Below are 19758 nucleotides of genomic sequence, written 5' to 3' on the forward strand. Positions count from 1 at the left end.
TTCATAGTAGAGCGTCCTCCTTGGATGATAGGTAATAAGGGCTTTGACCCCGTGCAACCCTATCGTACCAGAGGCGCTCCTTTTCATTCAAAGGCCATTTCTTAGCACCTACAGGAATTTTATTACCGTTTAATCGGGACCAACTTACGTTATTTTGAGTGAATAACGGATTCTGAGTCCGAAAGTATGTAGAAAAACAGCAGACCTGAGCAAATAACGGATTCTGTGTCCGGAAAATTCTGATGGATAACGCTTTGAGTTTATTTTCCAATTTGAATTTACTATCAACGGATTCTGTGTCCGCGAAAAGATGGGTAACGTTTGTGCTTATTAACCATTTTGGAATTACAACCGTAGCTTAAAAGTGCGAGCCCGTTCCTGGCCGCTAGCTATGTCTAGTATTTGTAATTTTACTAGCTCATGCAATATACGTCTTGTATGTCGATCACTTATTCTTAGATGATTGGTGAGTTCTAGTGGAGTGATGGGCCGCAAAAGCCGACGCGCAAACCGAACGGTTTCGGCCTCAAGCCAAGACAGTGTTGATGGGACGTCCGAAGCGACAAACTTTCCGATAAAAGACAGGATTAGCTGCTGGCATTGTGTTGGTTCATCGACGATAGACAGATAAGCAATTGGGAGAAATGTCCACCCATCTAATGACAACAGGCAATGACGTCGACATAAATCCTTAAATCTTCTCACATCAAGATCTCGCGCATGAGGCCCGTAACCCTGAATTTCTATTCCGCCTTTGGCGCCGCCAGGCATGTAGGCAAGATCCAAATAACGATAGCCATTGCTGAAATCACGTACTTCCCACTCTGGATACAAGCAGTTAAAATTTCCGACAGCAGGAAACCAAACAGACCGTAGAAACTCGACCGTTCCGTGCCCCAGTCCTTTATGAAGGAGTTCAAGTCTTCTAGGATTTTTTTCATGGCAAAGATTTTCCTGTATCCATTCCTCATATTGCTGCTCAAACCGCGACATTGGGATTTTCCTCTTGAATTTTTAAATGAGAAAAGAAAAGAAAAAGCCGCCCCTATACAATCCCCCCCCTATTACATGATTAGGAAGTCCATTGCATGGAAGCGGCGTGTTCTTCACGACCTCAACATTACTTATTTAAATATCGTACAATTCAAATCAACAATTAGTCAAATAGAAGTAGTTAAGTTAAGGAGTCGCGGAGACGTTTGATATCGCTCATAGGGGGAAGTCCGAACATTCGAGCATATTCGCGGCTAAAATGAGATGGACTTTCATAGCCAACTTGGAATCCAGCATCGGCAGCGTCCATAGTCTCAGAAAGCAGTAGACGGCGAGCTTCCTGCAATCGGATCTGTTTTTGATACTGCAAAGGGCTCATGGCCGTAATGTCCTTGAAATGATGATGTAGGGATGAAGGACTCATGTTTACTGCCATTGCTAATTGGTCGATACGCAGCGGCTTGACGAAATCATACTTGATTAGATCAATGACTTTCGCGATACGTTGTGCACGGCTGCCCATTTGGGCGAACTGTTTGACGGAATCGCCATGTTCATCTTGTAGGATCCGGTAAAAAATTTCACGTATGACCAAAGGTGCAAGTACGGGAATATCCTGCGGCGTTTCCAATAGGCGAACGAGCCTCAATACGGCCTCAAGAAGCGAGAGCTTTGTTTTACTTATAAACAATCCGCGACCGGAGTCGCCTTTTTTGTCCCATGCTTGATTGGACTCTCTGATGATGTCAAAAATTTGATCCGGTTCAAAATCAAGCCGGAGGCACAAGTAAGGGGAATCTGAAGTCGCTTGAATGACTTGTCCGGAAATAGGCAAATCAACGGAGACGACAAGGTAAGAAGCTGGATCATATTGATAGCATTCCTCAGCCAGCATAACCAGCTTCGATCCATTCGCTACAATACACAATGCTGGTTTATGGATCGAATGTATAGGTTCTGATTGTTTGGACACTCGAATGAAATGCATGGAAGGAATGGCTGTCGAGTAAGTGCCGTCATTTTTAGTAAAACGGTCTATGAGCAGTGCCAATTCCTTTTGCTGCTTCATCACCTCTTCTTCCTGCCTCATTTCACTTGTCATCATAACTCCTCCATTTCTGACCTCTGATTGCTTCATTTTATGGCTATTTGGAGGATTAGGCAATAATTATGTGCAATTATGCTATCTCCTGAAATTCTAATTGTTACATAATGAATGTGACTCAAATAAAAGAAAAAATCTATGCGAGGGAGATGAGAGAATGGAAAATAGACATCACGCAGAACAGCATTCCTATGCAGGCATGTGGGTTACTCGAGATGGCAACATTCGACATGAGCTTTTGCCTAATGGGCGCTACGATGAGGCTCGCGGCAATAAAGCCAGTGCCTATCAAGGCCGCTATACAATTGAAGGAGATCATATCGAGTATCGGGATGACACTGGTTTTACTGCCGATGGCGATTTCCGAGAAGGGGTTCTCTACCATGCTGGTATGATCCTGTTTCGAGAGAAACGAATGTAAGCCATACAGACCATTCATTCCAATTTATTATCCAAATGGTTGCAGAAACAGTCAAGTAAAGTTGAAAATAATAAGATAATCAAAGGAGAAATATAATGTCTAACATTAAAGGTAAAGTTGTAGTCATTACAGGAGGAAGCAGCGGTATTGGTGAGGCTGCTGCGCGTCTGCTCGCTCAAAATGGTGCACATCTCGTCATTGGTGCAAGACGAACAGAAAAATTGGAGGCCCTTGCATCCTCGCTTCGCTCAGAAGGAGGTTCAATTGAATATAAAACCTTGGATGTGACCAAGCATGAACAAATGGAGTCATTTATTGACTTTGCGCAAAGCCGTTTCGGACGTCTCGATGTCGTGATTAATAATGCCGGCATTATGCCTCTTTCGCCCTTGGATGCTCTAAACGTTGAAGAATGGGATCGCATGATCGATGTAAATATTCGAGGCGTTCTACATGGCATCGCTGCTGGCCTTCCAATTATGAAGAAACAAGGGTTCGGTCAGTTTATTAACATGGGTTCTATTGGCGCATATTCAGTATCTCCAACTGCAGCAGTGTACTGTGCTACGAAGTATGCAGTACGCGCCATCTCTGAAGGCTTGCGCCAAGAGGTGGGAGGCGATATTCGCGTGACGCTTCTATCACCGGGTGTTACGGAATCTGAGCTTGCAGAGAGTATCACAAATGATGAAGCAAGGCAGGTCATGAAGGAGTTTAGGCGAATTTCAATTCCAGCGTCAGCTATTGCTCGCGCAATGCTATACGCTATTGAGCAGCCAGCCGATGTGGATGTGAATGAAATCATTGTAAGGCCAACGGCAAGTCTTGCTTAAACATTAAATAGCCAATCAATCGTTTACCCATTCCATTACGGGGTAAACGGTTTTTTTTTTGAAGCAGCGTTACAATTGCCTAAAGTATGCTCAAAACAACACTTTAGGATCTAGATGTCAAACCCGTGATGCGTTATACTAATGCCAAATTGAGGTATGGAGGAAGCGCATGAAAGCGATTGTATGCACAAAGTATGGATCACCGGATGTTCTTCAACTCAAAGAGGTAGAAAAAGCTGCTCCCAAAGACAATGAGGTACTGGTAAAAGTTCATGCGACGACAGTAACATCAGGTGACTGTAGAGTTCGAGGTTTCAACAGCCCTCTCTTGTTCTGGATCCCCATGCGATTATTTTTAGGAATCAGAAAACCGAGAAAGCCTATACTTGGGGTAGAGTTATCCGGAGAAATCGAAGCAGTAGGCAAAAAAGTAAAACGATTTAAAAAGGGTGATCAGGTTTTTGCAATAACAGAAATGAATTTTGGTTGTTATGCCGAGTACACCTGTCAGCCTGAAACTGGATTTATGGCCATAAAACCGGCTAATGTGACCTATGAGGAAGCAGCTGCCGTTCCTTTTGGCGGAACGACAGCCTTGCACTTTTTTAGAAAAGCTCATATCCAAAACGGACAAAAGGTTCTTATCTATGGGGCTTCTGGAGCGGTAGGAACTTCCGCGGTACAGCTTGCCAAGTATTATGGGGCAGAGGTTACCGGGGTATGCAGTTCCGCAAATTTTGAGCTGGTGAAATCGCTGGGAGCCGATAAGGCAATCGATTACACGAAAGAGGATTTTACGCAAAATGGAGAGCATTATGATCTCATCTTTGATGCAGTTGGGAAAATTTCGAAATCAGCTTGCAAGAAAACACTGACTGCGAACGGGAAATTTGTGTCCGTTGAAGGGCAGGGAATAGCAAAGGTGCTTACTGGAGATTTAAATTTTCTCAAAGAGCTTATTGAAGCAGGAAAATTAAAGTCAGTTATTGATCGGCGCTATACGCTGGAACAAATTCCTGAAGCTCACAGATACGTAGAGAAAGGGCACAAAAGAGGAAATGTAGTCATTACTGTGGTGCAAGGTAACAAAGTCTAACACGCACTATTTTGTCATTCTCGTTCAATTCTGTGAAAATGTTAATCCTAAAGACCTATTAAGCTGTGATATAATTTTGCCCAGAAGCTTAACGTTGGCAGATTACACCAACTTCAAGTGCTGGGAGGTACGTATGATCAGAGAAAACAAGCCAGTTAGAAGGCTTATTATGGCAATGGTTTTAGGATTGCTACTGCTTTATATCGGACCAATGTCCACCGTATCCGCTGGGGAAGCTAATAATATGAAGATAAAGCTTAATGGCGAAACCGTAAAGATGAAAGACCCTTTTTTTATGCAGGATGGAAGATTGTACGCGCCTGTAGCTCGCATAGCTGAAATGTTTGGCGCGAAGTCAAGCTGGGATAACGTCAATGAAGAAGTAACGATACATACCGTATTGGGCGATTCGATCGTGCTGGGAAATGGAGTGCCGGTTGTTTATTTCAATGAAGCACGCTACCAGCTTGAAACGGTACCTTTACTAACAGAGGGCAGGCTGTATGCTCCTATGCGCCAATTGGCGGAATTGCTGCATGCAAACGTGAATTTGAATACGGAGCTAGATGTTGTCGAACTAGTAATGGTACAGCCAGCCGTCATAACGGAAGAGTACGGATTGGATCACATCAGCAAGGAATTTGGCGGCACCAAGACTGAGCTATTGAAGCGAAACGGACTGGACAGCAAAGCGGTGATCAAACCGGGAACGAAGCTTAAGGTCGTTATACCTACGATTTACGATAAAGCAGCAGAACCGTTCACGCAATCGGACCTCATGCTGCTCGCCAAAATTACGATGGTTGAAGCCGGATATGAATCCTATGAGGGGCAGCTTGGCTTAGCGAACGTAATATTGAATAGAGTGAAAAGTGCAAGCTTCCCGGATTCGGTACGCGACGTAATTTATTCAGGGAAGCAGTTTCCTCCGGCCCATAACGGTACTCTTGACAAAAGCAAACCTAACGCAAGCGTTCTGCGCGCGGCTAAGGATGCCTTAAATGGAAAAAATAACGTCGGGAACGCTGTTTACTTCTTCAATCCCGAGGTTTCCAAAGGATCGTTTTGGTCCAGCCTGGACGTCATTACGACGATCGGCCATCATAGTTTTGCGAAATAGGAAAGTCCGTTATGGCCATTGGCCATAGCGGTTTTTTTTTTTTTTTTTTTTTTGAGTGGCCTCGCGCGCATATATATACATGTAGAAGGGGGATATCAAAATGTGGATCATGACTCTAATGCTAATCGGCTGCTTCTATGGCACTAAGATATAGGATTGATAATTAATGAATTTTTTTAATGCTTTGTGGAACAATACTTCAGAAATAATATGATTTAGGGAGGGTTAATATGGAGATTGAAAACGGTGAAGTTCTCACGTTAGTGGACGATGAGGGAGTTGAACAAGAGGTTGAGGTATTGGGTTCACTAGATTTGGAGAACCAACATTATATAGCAGTCGCATACTTGGACGAGCTTGAGGCTGGAGAGAATGAAAAAGAGGATATAGATGTTTTCTTCCTGCAAGTCAATGAGAATGATGAGCTTTCGGTGATCGAAAAAGATGAGGAATTTGAAAAAGTTTCTTCGGCTTTTGAAGCAGCTTTAGAGGAAAGATAAGGAGAAGAATGCAATATAGCGCAAACTTTAGGATGAGGCTGACATTATTTAAATGGCAGCCTCGTTGTGTTAACGGAATTCCGAACCCGAAGCGACTATCGTTACTTGAGTTGAATGGTTGTAAACGAGCAAAATGTACGCGATGTCCAGTATAAAGATCAACACATACATAATCATCAATAACATGGATTGCGGATAGAGCATGAAGCAGAAGACGGAGGCGCATACGGTTCCTATCATTTTGAAATAAGCAATAGATAAAGATTGGCCTCGAAGGTCCTTGATCAGCAGCATTCTTATGAAGAGAACAGACATCATCAGGTTGATGCCGAAGGCTGAATAAACCCCCATTTTATCATGGAATTCCACCGCCATTCCGTAATGAAGCAGTAAAGCGATAACGAGCAAGGAGAAGACGGAGGTATAAAGCGTGCTTTTTGAATATAAACCTTTGGAATAAAAGAGATATTGATACAGAATGATACAGTCCAATAAGAACCATATGAAAGTTACAACTTGCTGAAGCGGATGGAAAGGCATAAAAAACGTAAATAGAAACTCCCATGTAACGTTTGCACATATGCAGGCAAGGGGCATTCCGCAGAACTTATCCTTAAACCCTTTATAAATAACGAGAATATAGACGATAGTCCAAAATAGGGCTACCCCAATCAGCAGCAAAAATTGTACGTTTAGCGGCAACAGATTTTCCATACGGGGGCTATCGCTTCCTTTCAGAAAATAGTCGTTGGACATGAATATAGGTTGTCTATGTATATGAAACAAGCCATTTATGTAGACCTTAGGCAGAATAGCGGTGGACTGCACTAAATACAAAAAAAATGGTTGAGCCGACTTGTCGTCTGCTCAACCATTTTTGTATTGCCGCATGATTAGTTGCTATCTAATACGCTCAATAAAATGACTTGCCGCACTGGAAAGCGGCATGTTGCGCATAATCATCGTTCCTACCTGAGAAGGCGGCAGCTCCACGTCTAATTGAATCTCGAAGAGGGAGCCTTCATCCAGCTCCTTGGAAACAAATTCTCTAGTAACATAAGAGATTCCAAGTCCTTTCCGCGCAAACTCGATGAGAAGATCTACGCTTCCGACTTCGATTTCAGGTTTGAGCTCCAGGCCGTAGCCTTGGAATAATTCCGTAATGGCCATGCGTGCCCGGCTATTGCGCGAAAATAGGATGACGGGGTATTGGAGCAGCAGCTCAAGCGACAGCACTGTGTCCTTAAGCTCGGCATAGCGGGCCCCCGCTACAAAGCAATCCTGCAGCTGGATGCCTTCCTTGACTTCAAGCTGCGGATCGACGATAGGCATTCGAACGACGCCTAAATCGATTTTTCCCTCTTTTAAAAATGCAATGATTTCAGGCGTCGTTCCATGAATGAGTTGAAGCTTGACGCCGGGAAAGCTCTGATGAAATTCCTCTAAGTAAGGCAGCAAATAATGCTTGAACAGCGAATCGCTTCCGCCGATCCGAAGTTCGCCGCTGTCCAGATTTTTTAGTGCAGCCAGCTTTTCTTCTGCGAGCGAGATTAAGATTTGAGACTTTTCAATATAGGAATAGAGGATGGCGCCTTCCTGTGTTAGAGCAACGCCTTTGGAATTCCGGTAAAACAATGTGATGCCAAAGCTTTCTTCAAGCTGCTTGATGGCATGGCTGACGCTCGGTTGGGTGATATACAAAAATTTGGAAGCTTGAGTTAAGCTGCCTGTCTTGGCAGCCCAATAAAAAACCTTATACAGCTCATAATTGTTCATAGACATGGTCTATAGCTCCTGTGAAATATATTAATTACTTGTATAGGTGATATTCGTATTATAGTGGAATTAAGAAAAAGAAACCAGAGCATAAGGGTGAGGCAACGGTGAAAGCATTGCTGTTACAACCGCTATCGCCATGGTCTATGCCCAAAGGATACCGAGAGAAACGATGCTGGAAGGAGAAATAAAAATGGACGCAACAACGCTTGTCTTGTTTGGAGCAACTGGGGATTTAGCCAAAAGAAAAATTTACCCTGCCTTATTTAATTTATTTGTTGACCAAAAGCTGCCGCAATCATTCGCAGTCATTGGTCTTGGAAGAAGAGAGCTATCTGATGAAGCATTTCAGGCAAATGTCGAGCAGTCTCTTCGTACCTTCTCTAGACGCGAGGCGAGCAATCCTGCATTAGTGAAAAGCTTTATAAGCGCATTCCGTTACAGCGTTTTGGATGTAGGCCATAAAGAGGATTACTTGAAGCTTCTGCAGTTGATTGAACAAAGGGAGCAAGAGCTGGACTTGGCGCCGAATCGCATGTTTTATTTATCCGTTGGTCCGGAATTTTTTGAAACGATAGCAGCGAACATCAAAGAAAGCGGCCTCGGTTCCGCGAATGGCTGGAAGAGGCTGATGATTGAAAAACCGTTTGGCCATGATTTGCAGTCTGCCCGGGATTTGAATGAAAAGCTGAGTAAAGCTTTTGCGGAGCATGAAATTTTTCGCATCGATCATTATCTTGGCAAACCGATGGTACAGAAGCTTGAAGTATTGCAGCAGACGAATCCGGTTCTTCAGGCCTTATGGTCCAATCGTTACATTGCCAACGTGCAGATAACGGCAAACGAAACGGTCGGCGTTGAAGAAAGAGCGGGCTATTACGATCATGTAGGTGCTGTTAGAGATATGTTCCAAAATCATATGCTGCAGCTGCTTATGATGCTGGCCATTCACCTTCCGAAAAACAGCAGCTCCGAGGATGTGCGCTTTAAAAAGAAATTGGTGATGGAATCCCTCGAGCCGCTGCAAAAAGAGGATGTGAAAGCGAGCGTTATCCGCGGCCAGTACAAAGCGGGAACGATCCAAGGAAAGCCCGTTATCGGTTATACTTCCGAACCAAGTATTGCGCAAACATCAATGAATGATACATTTATAGCCGCTAGACTTCAGATCGACGATGTGTTTTGGCGTGACGTCCCTTTTTATATTCGAACCGGCAAAAGAATGAAGGAGAAATCTACGCGAATCGTTATCGAATTCAAAGAACCTTTAAAGCAGCATTCTCGGGCTAATGACGAAAGTCAAATTCCTAATCTGTTGGTATTTGAAATCAGTCCAAACGAAGGCATTACGCTGCAATTAAATACAAGGGACCCGCAGCAAAAAGGGGAGTTCAAACCGATTCAAATCGATTTTCACACAAGTCGCAATGATGTGCCCGAAGCTTATGAAAATTTGCTGTACGACGCTTTGCACGGAGACCCAACGTTCTTTGCGCACTGGGATGAAGTTGAATTGTCCTGGAAATGGGTTCAACCGATCTTGCACGCATTTGAAGAAAATCTTGTTCCGCTTCATCTTTATGCTGCCGGCACTTACGGCCCTGCCGAGTCCGATGAGCTGCTCGCGAGAGACGGCTATCATTGGTGGTTCGATTCCAAGCCAGAGCAAGAAATAGAAACGATAAAAGGAGAACAATATGCCTATCACACAAACCATTGACCAGCTAGCTATTGATACGATCCGAACTTTGTCTATTGATGCAATAAACAGCGCTAATTCAGGCCATCCAGGCTTGCCAATGGGTGCTGCGCCAATGGCTTATGCCCTTTGGTCCAAACTGCTTAATCATAATCCGGCTCACGCCAAATGGTTTAACCGCGACCGCTTTGTTCTCTCTGCGGGGCATGGCTCGGCTTTACTTTATAGTCTCCTGCATTTGTCAGGATATAACGTGTCGATTGAAGATTTAAAACAGTTTCGCAAGCTGAACAGCAAAACGCCAGGGCATCCTGAATTTGGTCATACGGATGGCGTAGAAGCAACGACAGGACCTTTAGGTCAAGGTCTTGCTATGGCTGTCGGAATGGCAATGGCCGAAGCTCATCTAGCCTCGAAATTCAATCAGAGCGGTTTCCCGGTAATCGATCATTATACGTACGCGCTTGTCGGGGACGGCTGCTTGATGGAAGGCGTCGCGTACGAGGCAATGTCTATGGCGGGTCATATGAAGCTGGGCAAATTAGTTGTATTGTATGATTCCAACGATATTTCGCTGGATGGAGAGCTGAGCCTTTCTTTTGGGGAAAATATACAAAAAAGAGCGGAATCGGCTCAGTGGCAATATATAAGAGTCGAGGACGGCAACGACGCAGCTCAAATTACGAAAGCGATCGAAGCAGCTAAGCAAAACGATTCGCAGCCAACCCTTATCGAAATTCGGACGATTATCGGCTATGGAAGCAAGAAGGTAGCGGGAACGAATAAAGCGCATGGCAATCCGCTTGGCAAGGAAGAGGCAAAGGCAACCAAGGAGGTTTATGGCTGGCAGTACGAGGAAGAGTTTGCCGTTCCAAATGAAGTCAAAACCCACTTTGAACAGCTTAAGCATAAAGGCGGGGCAAAAGAAGAAGAATGGAACAGATTGTTAGCTTCCTATAAAGCGCAGCATCCTTCGCTTGGCGAGGAGCTCGAGCAGGTTATCGACGGGTCTGTTTTGTTTGAAGCGGAAGACATCCTTACGTTTGACGCGTCCAAAACCGTTTCTACCCGTATAGCAAGCGGTGCAGCAATCAATCACTACATCAAATCCGTTCCATCGATTTTTGGAGGCAGCGCCGATTTATCGCATTCTACGATGACGGATATTAGCGGAGAGCAAACCTTTGCGGTGGAGTCTTATGCGGGACGCAACATCTACTTTGGCGTTCGCGAGCATGCGATGGGCGCAGCCGGCAACGGCATGGCACTGCATGGCGGCGTAAAACCGTTCGTCAGCACTTTCTTCGTATTTAGCGATTATTTGCGACCGTCGATTCGTTTGGCTGCTCTGCAAAAGCTGCCTGTCATTTATGTCTTTACCCATGATTCGATTGCCGTTGGGGAAGATGGCCCGACTCATGAGCCAGTCGAGCACCTCGCAGCTCTTCGGACGATTCCGGGACTTACGGTCATCCGGCCAACGGATGCCAATGAAACGGCAAACGCATGGGCGTATGCGCTGCAGCAAAAACAAGGCCCGGTAGCGCTTGTCCTGAGCCGCCAAAACCTTCCCGTTTATGAAGCGACGAAAGCAAATGTTGACGGGGTGGCCAAAGGAGCTTATGTGCTGACGGAAACGAACGATCAGCCGGATGTGATCCTTATCGGAACGGGATCAGAAGTTTCTCTTGCGGTTAGCGCCAAAGCGGAGCTGGAGCGGGAAAACCTGTCTGTACGCGTAGTTGCGATGCCGAGCAGAGAGCTGTTCGACCGGCAATCCGAAGCGTACAAGGAGACTGTCCTTCCTGCTTCCGTCACGAAGCGGATGTCTATTGAAGCCGGCATCTCGCTCGGCTGGGAGCGTTACACGGGACCAACCGGAAAAGTATTGTCCATCGATACGTTCGGCGCTTCAGGACCCGGCAATGAAGTTATGGAGTATTTCGGTTTTTCAGTAAATAATGTGGTTCGCCTGACTAAAGAATTGCTCAGCAATTAAAAAATGGAGGTAGATCATTATGAAATTTTTTATTGATACGGCAAATGTGGAAGACATTAAAAAAGCGTACAAAATTGGCGTTTTATCCGGCGTAACGACGAACCCGTCTTTGGTTGCCAAAGAAGGAGTGAAATTCGAGGACCGCATTGCTGAAATTTTGCAAGAAGTGCCTGATGTTGAATCCGTGTCCGCTGAAGTCACGCCAGATGCGATTACAGCAGACGAAATGATCGCGCAAGCGAATGAATTGATCAAAATCAATAATCATGACAAAAACATTACGATCAAGCTTCCAATGACGCTTGCAGGCTTAGAGGCTTGCCGTTATTTAACCAAAAAAGGCGTTAAAACAAATGTTACGCTGATCTTCACGGTGAACCAAGCGCTCCTCGCTGCTCGTGCAGGCGCTACCTATGTCTCCCCCTTTCTGGGCCGCTTGGATGACATTTCGGAGGATGGTGTCCAACTAATCGTGAAGGTAGCCGAATTATTCCGCATTCATAGCCTGGACGCGCAAATTATCGCTGCTTCTGTCCGCCATCCGGATCACGTAACTCGCGTAGCGATGGCAGGCGCGCATATCGCAACGATTCCGTTCACGGTTATCGAACAAATATCGAAGCATCCATTGACGGATCAAGGGATGGAGAAATTCGCAGCCGATTGGAAAAAAACACTTTAAGAATGGATTCATAGAATGCGGATTGCATTGTGACGGTTATGGCACCGGCAATCGCTTTCCGCATTCTGCTCGATAATCAGGGAGGTATATACGATGCAAAAACAGCAAATTGGCGTGGTCGGCTTAGCCGTCATGGGCAAAAATCTTGCCTTGAACATGGAAAGCAAAGGGTTCTCGGTTGCTATATATAATCGTTCACCTGAGAAAACGAACGAGCTTTTGGCGGAAGCGTCAGGTAAAAACTTCGCAGGCACCTTCAGTGTCGAGGAGTTTGTCCAAGCGCTTGAGATGCCGCGTAAAATATTGATTATGGTAAAAGCGGGACAGCCGACTGACGATACGATTAATCAGCTCTTGCCTTACCTCAGTCAAGGAGATATTCTCATTGACGGCGGAAACGCGCATTTCCCCGATACGCAAAGAAGAAATAAAGATCTGCAAGCGAAAGGCTTCCGCTTTATCGGCGCCGGTATTTCGGGCGGCGAAGAGGGAGCGCTGAATGGTCCTTCCATTATGCCAGGCGGACAAAAGGACGCTTATGAGCTGGTAGAGCCAATCTTGACTGCAATTTCAGCCAAAGTTAACGGCGATGCTTGCTCCACTTACATCGGTGAAGACGGCGCCGGTCATTATGTTAAAATGGTGCACAACGGCATCGAGTACGGCGACATGCAGCTCATTGGCGAAGCGTATCATTTGCTAAAGGATGTACTGCATTTAAATACAAGCGAGCTGCATGACATATTCACGGAATGGAACAACGGCGAGCTGGATAGTTACTTAATCGAAATAACGGCTGACATTTTCGGCAAGACAGATCCGGATACAGGCAAGCCGATGGTGGATGTAATCCTTGATTCGGCTGGACAAAAGGGTACCGGGAAATGGACCAGTCAAAGCGCACTCGATTTGGGAGTTCCATTGTCCATTATTACGGAATCCGTGTTTGCACGGTTTATCTCCGCCATGAAAGAAGAACGCGTGGCAGCAAGCAAGTGGTTGAATGGCCCGGAGGCACCTTGCTATGATGGCGATCCTAAGGCGTTTATCGAGGCCGTTCGCAAAGCTTTGTACACGAGCAAAATCGCATCGTATGCGCAAGGCTTTGCACAGATGAGAGCCGCTTCCGACGAGTACAAATGGGGATTGAACTATGGCAGCATTGCGATGATATTCCGCGGAGGCTGTATTATTCGCGCCGGCTTCCTGCAAAATATTAAGGATGCTTATGATCGGGATCCTGCTCTGAAAAACCTGTTCTTGGACGATTATTTCAGAGGCGTAGTTGAAAGCTACCAAGAAGCATGGAGAAATGTAATAGCTATTGCTGTAACGAGAGGAATTCCGGTTCCTGCTTTTTCTTCCGCTTTAGCTTATTATGACAGCTACCGCTCTGAAAGGCTGCCAGCTAATTTGCTGCAGGCGCAAAGGGATTATTTTGGAGCGCATACTTTCGAGCGGCTTGACCAACAAGGCAGCTTTCATTTCCAATGGATGAAATAACGAGTAACCTTTTTAATGCAATCATTTCATCTGGTCGATTAATGTAACATCAAACAGAGCACTCTTATGGTTGATAATGAATTTTTTAGCTTTCATTATCGTATATAGGAGTGCTTTTCAATTTCACCTATTTACAAACCGTTAGTCGGTATATATTATAAACATATAAATAGTGAAATGCAGGAGGGATCACGAATGGAGCCACTTATTGTTCTTGTTGCCGTCACGCTGGCGATTCTTGTTGCTGGAGCCGCTGGGGTGCGCCGGTTGCGTCATTGGTCGGTTGCATTGCGGGGCGGGCTAGCGGCTATGTTTGTATTGACCGGTGTCGTCCACTTCGTCTTTATGCGCGCGGACCTCATCAGCATGGTTCCGCCAGCGCTGCCTAGTCCCGGCTTAATCGTCACCATTACGGGTATATTGGAGCTTGCTGGCGCTGCGGGACTGCTGCACCAGAGGACTGCCCCTTGGGCAGCCGGTGGTCTAACCGCCTTGCTCATCGCAATGTTCCCGGCGAATGTGTATGCTGCGCTCGCTGGCATAGCGGATAAATCGGCAGACACTTTGGTGCCGCGCACGCTTATGCAGCTAGTCTTCTTGTCAGCGACTATCGCAGTCTTGATATTCCATATGCGCCGTCGCACAACCATACAACGAAGAGCAAAAGAGATATAATTAGTCATAATTCGGTATGATGATGATGGAGGAATTATTTTGAAGCAAGAGGAACGCAGGGCACAAACGATACGGCAATTGCTTGAAGCAACCAAAGAGCTGTTAACGGGAAAAGGCTGTCACGAAGTCACCATGAAAGACATTATGGATAAATCGGGATTATCCAAGGGAGCTATTTTCCATTATGTTAAGAGTAAAAATGAAATTTTTGCCTGGGTGCTGCAAGAACAGCTCGAAGAGACCAACAAGAAATTTATGAACGAAGTGGAGCAGGTTCCAAAAACGTTCGACGGACCGATGCAAAAAATTTCAGAAAACCTTGCGAAGCTGGAAGACGAGCAGGACGTGACGAACAAGGTTCTCATGTATTTGTTTGGCAAGCAGGATGAGCCTGCGGTTGCGGAGGTGCTGAAAAACTTTTATGAGCGCTCCGTGTATTTATCCAAGCAATGGATTAAGAGCGGCCAGCAGCACGGTGTTATTCTAGAATCGGTTGATGCGGCCAAAACAGCTGAAATGTTCGTTTTGCTAACGCTTGGGCTGCGTGCCCGCTCTTCCTTTCCTATTACATCCATTGCATGTACTGCCCAAGATTTATCTTCATTTATGGTCGGTATGCTGAAAATCCAATAAACGCAAATCGAGCCCTAGAAGCGACTTCTAGAGGCTCTTTTTTTTTGATTATATTCAGGTTCTGCCGTACTTTCGATTTATAGGTTTAGTAAGATCAGATGGCCCAGTCGTTAAACGGCTCCTGATTAAATTCTTGCGGAGCGCGGCCCTTGATGACGAGCTCGGGATTTTTTACGGTAACTTTTGCTCCTGCTGGAACTGGCTTTGAGATAAAGACATTGCTGCCAATCACGACGCCTTTGCCGATAATCGTATCTCCACCAAGTATAGAAGCGCCGGAGTATACTGTCACATCTTCCTCTAGCGTAGGATGTCGCTTCACACCGTTCAGCAACTGTCCGCCTCGTGTAGAGAGCGCGCCAAGCGTAACGCCGTGATAGATTTTCACCCTGTCCCCAATGACTGTCGTCTCCCCGATCACTACCCCTGTACCATGATCAATAAAAAACCAGGAGCCGATGGCTGCTCCAGCATGAATATCGATCCCCGTAACGCCATGGGCGTATTCGGTCATCATACGCGGTATGAGAGGAACGGACAATAAATACAACTCATGCGCCAATCGGTAAATGCTCACAGCGAAAATTCCGGGATACGAGAAGATAATCTCATCCGTATGGTTAGCCGAAGGATCTCCGTCAAAGGCAGCTTGCACATCAGTTGCAAGTACATTCCGCAGCTCCGGGATTGTACTTAGAAATTCGTAAACGATTCTCTCCGTCTCTTGTTCAATATCGACGTTAGTTCTGTTTTTGTTGATCGGATGCCTTAAAACACGGCCGATTTGCTCCGACATCTTTTCATGGATCTCAATCAGCACATCGCCAATGCGATATTCCATTGTTTCATTGCTGATGTTTTGCTTGCCGAAGTATCCGGGAAACAGCAGTTCTCTAAGTAAATGGATGATTTCGACAATGGTATCTGCGTTGGGAAGTGGATGGGAGTCCAGTGATATCGTCAGCGGAACCTCTCGATGACTGGAAGCAATCGCAGAGACGAGGCTATTGATGTGATTGTGAAAATTTTTGCTCATTAGTACTTCCTCCTCAACGGTTATCCTTTAAATGCTATAGTAGCGGCTGATCAGAGCGGACAGAGATCCGCTCAGTGCTAAGCGCATGATCTCTCATCATTATAACAAACTATTCTTATAGGTTTAAAAAATAATTAAATTATATTTATAGACCAATATTCTGTCAAGAAATATATCATTCCGGGGAATTTCCAGCTTATAAAAATGCAAAACCGTATCACAATTCCAACCCCAAGATCGAAATCATTTCGTTTTGTTATATAACTAAAATAGCCAAAAAAATAATTGTTGTATAACAGCCTATTTAGTTATATAATGAACAACATAAACAACTAATTGTTATATAACACAAAGGAGGGGCTTCAAATGGATTGTCCGACATGTAACGGAAATGGAGAGCTTGATTGCATGTGTTGTTCTAGTTCGCATCTTGAGGAAGATCGGGATTGCGTGAAGTGCAAGGGGTTGAAAATTACCCCATGCACCAGATGCGGAGGAAATGGCTGTTTGGAGAAAGTGTAATAAGTAAGCGCATTCATTTCTAAGTGAAAACATTCAAACATCCGAGAGGGGTATATTTATGAATCAGCAACAGACAAACAACGATGTTCAAGTATTGCTCGAAAACTGGAAGTCCAAAAGATACGAGGGTGTTGTTCGTACCTATAAGCCGGAGGAAGTACTTCGGATTCGCGGGTCGGTTCTGGTGGAGCATACTTTGGCCAAACGCGGGGCGCAGCGGTTTTGGGAGCTGATTCAGGAGGAGGATTACGTTCACGCATTAGGCGCACTAACAGGAAATCAAGCGGTACAGCAAGTTAAAGCAGGCTTGAAGGCGATTTATCTCAGCGGCTGGCAGGTTGCTGCCGATGCGAATCTGTCGGGCCACATGTATCCGGACCAGAGCTTGTACCCGGCCAATAGTGTTCCTAACGTTGTAAAACGTATTAACCAAGCTTTGCAGAGGGCGGATCAAATCCAGCACTCCGAAGGCAAGAGCGATATTGATTTCTTCGCACCGATCGTTGCCGATGCAGAAGCAGGTTTCGGTGGTCCTTTAAATGTCTTTGAACTGATGAAAGCGATGATCGAAGCTGGCGCCTCGGCTGTCCATCTGGAAGATCAGCTCTCGTCGGAGAAGAAGTGCGGCCACTTGGGAGGGAAAGTGCTCTTGCCGACGCAGCAAGCGATTCGCAATCTGTTGGCGGCTAGACTTGCAGCAGACGTTATGGGAGTAGACACGGTATTGATTGCAAGAACGGATGCCAATGCAGCGCGCTTGCTGACGAGTGATGTTGATGAGAATGATCAACCGTTCTTAACGGGTGAACGTACGCCGGAAGGATTCTTCTATGTTAAGGATGGATTGGATCAAGCCATCTCAAGAGGTCTCGCTTATGCTCCTTATGCCGATATGATCTGGTGTGAAACCTCGGAGCCTAATATGGAGGAAGCAGAGCGATTTGCGAAAGCGATCCATAAGAGATTCCCTGGCAAGCCGCTTGCTTATAATTGCTCGCCATCATTCAACTGGAAGAAGAAGCTGAGCGATGAGGAAATCGCTTCGTTTCAGAAGCAATTAGGCCAACTCGGCTACAAGTTCCAATTCGTTACCCTGGCTGGATTCCATGCGCTGAACCATAGTATGTTCACTTTGGCGAAAAGTTATAAAGAACGCGGGATGTCTGCATACTCCGAGCTTCAGCAAGCGGAATTCGCCATCGAAGCAGACGGTTACGAGGCTACTCGCCACCAGAGGGAAGTAGGCACAGGATATTTTGATGAAGTAACGCAAGTTATTTCAGGCGGCACCTCAACAACGAAAGCTTTGACAGGTTCCACGGAGCAGGATCAATTCAGTTACTAGTAATTCAGTTGTTAGTAATTCAGTTGCTAATACTCAATCTTCCCAAATGTTAAACGGAAAAGGAGGGCTAAGATGAATGAACAAATGGAGCTTAGCGGCTTGGAAGTTACAGGGGAAATCCGAAATGCTGCATATGGGGAAATTCTAACCTCTGAAGCATTAGCTTTCGTCAAGAAGCTGGAGAAGCAATTCGGACCCACGCGCAGCGAACTTCTTAATCTTAGGAAAAAAAGGCAGAAGGACATTGACGAAGGTCAACTGCCGGATTTCTTGGAAGAAACATCGGAAGTGCGGAATGGCGATTGGCGTGTATCAAGTACTCCGAAGGAACTGCAAGATCGCAGAGTCGAGATTACGGGGCCAGCGGGAGACCGGAAAATGGTTATAAACGCCTTGAATTCCGGAGCTAAGCTTTACATGTCTGATTTTGAGGATGCGAACTCACCTACCTGGTCGAATACGATTGACGGGCAGATAAATCTTAGAGATGCGGTAAATGGCACGATTGAATACGTGAGCCCTGATGGGAAACGCTATGCTCTCAATAAGGAACCGGCCATATTAAAGGTCCGTCCTCGCGGCTGGCACATGGTGGAGAACCATGTAACCATTAATGGAAATCCTATTTCCGCAAGCCTATTCGATTTTGGATTGTTCTTCTTTCACAATGCCGCGACATTAATCCGTAAAGGAAGCAGTCCATATTTCTATCTTCCCAAAATCGAAAGTTACCGGGAAGCGCGGCTGTGGAATGATGTATTTACGTTTGCGCAGCAGGAACTGGGGATTGACCAAGGGTCGATTAAAGTTACAGTATTGATCGAAACGATTCTTGCCGCATTCGAAATGGATGAAATCATTTATGAGCTTCGCGAGCATATTGTCGGATTGAACTGCGGACGCTGGGACTATATTTTCAGCTATATCAAGAAGCTAAGGAATCAACCGGATGTCATATTGCCCAATCGCAGTATGATTACGATGACATCTCCTTTTATGAGGGCATATTCTTTGCTCGCAATAAAAACCTGCCACAAACGCAATATCCATTGCATTGGGGGCATGGCAGCTCAGATTCCTATCAAGAATAACCCGGTTGCTCATGAGGTCGCTATGGAGAAGGTGCGACAGGATAAGCTTAGGGAAGTGACAGACGGGCATGACGGAACTTGGGTCGCCCATCCAGGACTTGTGCCCGTAGCAATGGAAGTGTTCAATACCTGGATGCCTAAGGCTAATCAGGTCGAGAAGCAGCTGGATCAGCTGCAGATTACTTCCGAAAGCTTATTGGAAATCCCAGTAGGTGAGATAACCGAAGAGGGAGTAAGAATGAACGCATCCGTTGGCGTTCAATATCTTGAAGCTTGGTTAAGAGGATTGGGTGCTGTTCCGATCCATCACTTGATGGAGGATGTTGCGACCGCAGAAATATCAAGGGCTCAGCTTTGGCAATGGATTCATCATCCGGGTGGCATTCTAGCGGATGGGCGCAAGGTTACGGCCGAGATGTTTGAAGAAATCTTGCAAGAGGAATTGGAGAAAATCAAAAGCGAGATCGGTATTGACCTCTATACGGAACGTAAATATGGAATAGCCAGTTCGATTTTCAAAGAGATGACGATATGCGACACCTTCGAAGATTTCCTCACTAATCCCGGTTATGCCTCTCTGCTATCAGTAGAAGCATGATCGAAAGGTGAAAATGATAAAGCTTCCAACTGCTCTATCCTGTATGGGATAAGAACGGGATGGAAGCTTTATCTATTTATCCCTTTGTTATTTTGATTCTCCTTCATATATAATAATGGAATACAGGGCGG

At 45.5% G+C, this 19758-nt stretch carries 18 protein-coding genes; 13 read left to right on the plus strand and 5 right to left on the minus strand.

From position 1 onward, the window contains the following. Positions 1–345: 345 nt before the first annotated feature. Together AC2TDN_RS16295 and AC2TDN_RS16300 are read right to left on the minus strand one after the other, a co-directional pair. The gene (locus AC2TDN_RS16295) at positions 346–993 is read right to left on the minus strand and encodes a transcriptional regulator (RefSeq protein ID WP_484688930.1); all 648 of its coding nucleotides are present in this window, start codon (positions 991–993) and stop codon (positions 346–348) included. A 181-nt stretch (positions 994–1174) separates the two neighbouring features. Then, positions 1175–2095, minus strand: coding sequence for an AraC family transcriptional regulator (locus AC2TDN_RS16300; protein WP_484689133.1), 921 nt, complete (start codon positions 2093–2095; stop codon positions 1175–1177). 160 nt (positions 2096–2255) lie between these two features. Between AC2TDN_RS16300 and AC2TDN_RS16305 the strand changes: the two genes are divergently transcribed. The 5 genes from AC2TDN_RS16305 to AC2TDN_RS16325 all read left to right on the plus strand — a co-directional run bounded on the left by AC2TDN_RS16305 (position 2256) and on the right by AC2TDN_RS16325 (position 6068). Beyond that, positions 2256–2519: an Atu4866 domain-containing protein gene (locus AC2TDN_RS16305; protein WP_484688932.1), complete on the plus strand. Its 264-nt coding sequence runs from the start codon at positions 2256–2258 to the stop codon at positions 2517–2519. Positions 2520–2614: 95 nt separating this feature from the next. Continuing rightward, positions 2615–3352 (plus strand): SDR family oxidoreductase, encoded by a 738-nt coding sequence (locus AC2TDN_RS16310; RefSeq protein ID WP_484688934.1) that lies wholly within the window; start codon positions 2615–2617, stop codon positions 3350–3352. A gap of 169 nt (positions 3353–3521) precedes the next feature. Further along, positions 3522–4448 (plus strand): NAD(P)-dependent alcohol dehydrogenase, encoded by a 927-nt coding sequence (locus tag AC2TDN_RS16315; RefSeq protein ID WP_484688936.1) that lies wholly within the window; start codon positions 3522–3524, stop codon positions 4446–4448. A gap of 133 nt (positions 4449–4581) precedes the next feature. Continuing rightward, positions 4582–5568 carry a cell wall hydrolase gene (locus AC2TDN_RS16320; protein WP_482069546.1) on the plus strand — a complete coding sequence of 329 codons (987 nt, stop codon included), beginning with the start codon at positions 4582–4584 and terminating at the stop codon, positions 5566–5568. Between the two features lie 230 nt (positions 5569–5798). Then, a complete protein-coding gene (locus AC2TDN_RS16325; RefSeq protein WP_484688939.1) occupies positions 5799–6068 on the plus strand; it encodes a DUF1292 domain-containing protein in 270 nt (89 codons plus the stop codon). A 69-nt stretch (positions 6069–6137) separates the two neighbouring features. Here the strand turns inward: AC2TDN_RS16325 and AC2TDN_RS16330 are convergent, their stop codons facing one another. Continuing rightward, a complete protein-coding gene (locus AC2TDN_RS16330) occupies positions 6138–6782 on the minus strand; it encodes a transmembrane-type terpene cyclase (RefSeq protein ID WP_484688941.1) in 645 nt (214 codons plus the stop codon). A gap of 186 nt (positions 6783–6968) precedes the next feature. Next, on the minus strand, positions 6969–7850 hold the full coding sequence (locus tag AC2TDN_RS16335; RefSeq protein WP_484688943.1) for a LysR family transcriptional regulator: 882 nt from the start codon (positions 7848–7850) through the stop codon (positions 6969–6971). A 187-nt stretch (positions 7851–8037) separates the two neighbouring features. Here AC2TDN_RS16335 and zwf point away from each other — a divergent pair, with 187 nt between their 5' ends. From zwf to AC2TDN_RS16365, 6 genes are all read left to right on the plus strand, one after another. Then, a complete protein-coding gene (zwf, locus tag AC2TDN_RS16340) occupies positions 8038–9564 on the plus strand; it encodes a glucose-6-phosphate dehydrogenase (protein ID WP_484688945.1) in 1527 nt (508 codons plus the stop codon). Further along, on the plus strand, positions 9548–11542 hold the full coding sequence (gene tkt / locus AC2TDN_RS16345) for a transketolase (protein ID WP_484689136.1): 1995 nt from the start codon (positions 9548–9550) through the stop codon (positions 11540–11542). Before zwf ends, tkt begins: the two co-directional genes overlap by 17 nt. Positions 11543–11561: 19 nt before the next feature. Continuing rightward, positions 11562–12224, plus strand: a complete 663-nt coding sequence (gene fsa, locus AC2TDN_RS16350) for a fructose-6-phosphate aldolase (protein WP_484688948.1) — start codon at positions 11562–11564, stop codon at positions 12222–12224. Positions 12225–12317: 93 nt separating this feature from the next. After that, positions 12318–13727: an NADP-dependent phosphogluconate dehydrogenase gene (gene gndA / locus AC2TDN_RS16355; protein ID WP_484688951.1), complete on the plus strand. Its 1410-nt coding sequence runs from the start codon at positions 12318–12320 to the stop codon at positions 13725–13727. A 195-nt stretch (positions 13728–13922) separates the two neighbouring features. Further along, a complete protein-coding gene (locus tag AC2TDN_RS16360; protein ID WP_482069553.1) occupies positions 13923–14402 on the plus strand; it encodes a DoxX family protein in 480 nt (159 codons plus the stop codon). A 39-nt stretch (positions 14403–14441) separates the two neighbouring features. Beyond that, positions 14442–15035, plus strand: coding sequence for a TetR/AcrR family transcriptional regulator (locus AC2TDN_RS16365; RefSeq protein ID WP_484688953.1), 594 nt, complete (start codon positions 14442–14444; stop codon positions 15033–15035). 94 nt (positions 15036–15129) lie between these two features. On the opposite strand, the gene AC2TDN_RS16370 is transcribed toward AC2TDN_RS16365, so the two are convergent. Further along, positions 15130–16071 carry a serine O-acetyltransferase gene (locus AC2TDN_RS16370; RefSeq protein WP_482069555.1) on the minus strand — a complete coding sequence of 314 codons (942 nt, stop codon included), beginning with the start codon at positions 16069–16071 and terminating at the stop codon, positions 15130–15132. 580 nt (positions 16072–16651) lie between these two features. Here AC2TDN_RS16370 and aceA point away from each other — a divergent pair. Next, positions 16652–17938 carry an isocitrate lyase gene (gene aceA / locus AC2TDN_RS16375; protein ID WP_482069556.1) on the plus strand — a complete coding sequence of 429 codons (1287 nt, stop codon included), beginning with the start codon at positions 16652–16654 and terminating at the stop codon, positions 17936–17938. A 72-nt stretch (positions 17939–18010) separates the two neighbouring features. Further along, positions 18011–19627 carry a malate synthase A gene (gene aceB / locus AC2TDN_RS16380; protein WP_484688957.1) on the plus strand — a complete coding sequence of 539 codons (1617 nt, stop codon included), beginning with the start codon at positions 18011–18013 and terminating at the stop codon, positions 19625–19627. Positions 19628–19758: the final 131 nt, after the last annotated feature.

The sequence above is a fragment of the Paenibacillus sp. Y660 genome (genome assembly GCF_057221575.1).

Bases quoted from the DNA above. Each gene is read 5' to 3' on its own strand.
- AC2TDN_RS16295 (WP_484688930.1), bottom strand. From the start codon at position 993: ATGTCGCGGTTTGAGCAGCAATATGAGGAATGGATACAGGAAAATCTT.
- AC2TDN_RS16300 (WP_484689133.1), bottom strand. From the start codon at position 2,095: ATGACAAGTGAAATGAGGCAGGAAGAAGAGGTGATGAAGCAGCAAAAG.
- AC2TDN_RS16305 (WP_484688932.1), top strand. From the start codon at position 2,256: ATGGAAAATAGACATCACGCAGAACAGCATTCCTATGCAGGCATGTGG.
- AC2TDN_RS16310 (WP_484688934.1), top strand. From the start codon at position 2,615: ATGTCTAACATTAAAGGTAAAGTTGTAGTCATTACAGGAGGAAGCAGC.
- AC2TDN_RS16315 (WP_484688936.1), top strand. From the start codon at position 3,522: ATGAAAGCGATTGTATGCACAAAGTATGGATCACCGGATGTTCTTCAA.
- AC2TDN_RS16320 (WP_482069546.1), top strand. From the start codon at position 4,582: ATGATCAGAGAAAACAAGCCAGTTAGAAGGCTTATTATGGCAATGGTT.
- AC2TDN_RS16325 (WP_484688939.1), top strand. From the start codon at position 5,799: ATGGAGATTGAAAACGGTGAAGTTCTCACGTTAGTGGACGATGAGGGA.
- AC2TDN_RS16330 (WP_484688941.1), bottom strand. From the start codon at position 6,782: ATGGAAAATCTGTTGCCGCTAAACGTACAATTTTTGCTGCTGATTGGG.
- AC2TDN_RS16335 (WP_484688943.1), bottom strand. From the start codon at position 7,850: ATGTCTATGAACAATTATGAGCTGTATAAGGTTTTTTATTGGGCTGCC.
- zwf (WP_484688945.1), top strand. From the start codon at position 8,038: ATGGACGCAACAACGCTTGTCTTGTTTGGAGCAACTGGGGATTTAGCC.
- fsa (WP_484688948.1), top strand. From the start codon at position 11,562: ATGAAATTTTTTATTGATACGGCAAATGTGGAAGACATTAAAAAAGCG.
- gndA (WP_484688951.1), top strand. From the start codon at position 12,318: ATGCAAAAACAGCAAATTGGCGTGGTCGGCTTAGCCGTCATGGGCAAA.
- AC2TDN_RS16360 (WP_482069553.1), top strand. From the start codon at position 13,923: ATGGAGCCACTTATTGTTCTTGTTGCCGTCACGCTGGCGATTCTTGTT.
- AC2TDN_RS16370 (WP_482069555.1), bottom strand. From the start codon at position 16,071: ATGAGCAAAAATTTTCACAATCACATCAATAGCCTCGTCTCTGCGATT.
- aceA (WP_482069556.1), top strand. From the start codon at position 16,652: ATGAATCAGCAACAGACAAACAACGATGTTCAAGTATTGCTCGAAAAC.
- aceB (WP_484688957.1), top strand. From the start codon at position 18,011: ATGAATGAACAAATGGAGCTTAGCGGCTTGGAAGTTACAGGGGAAATC.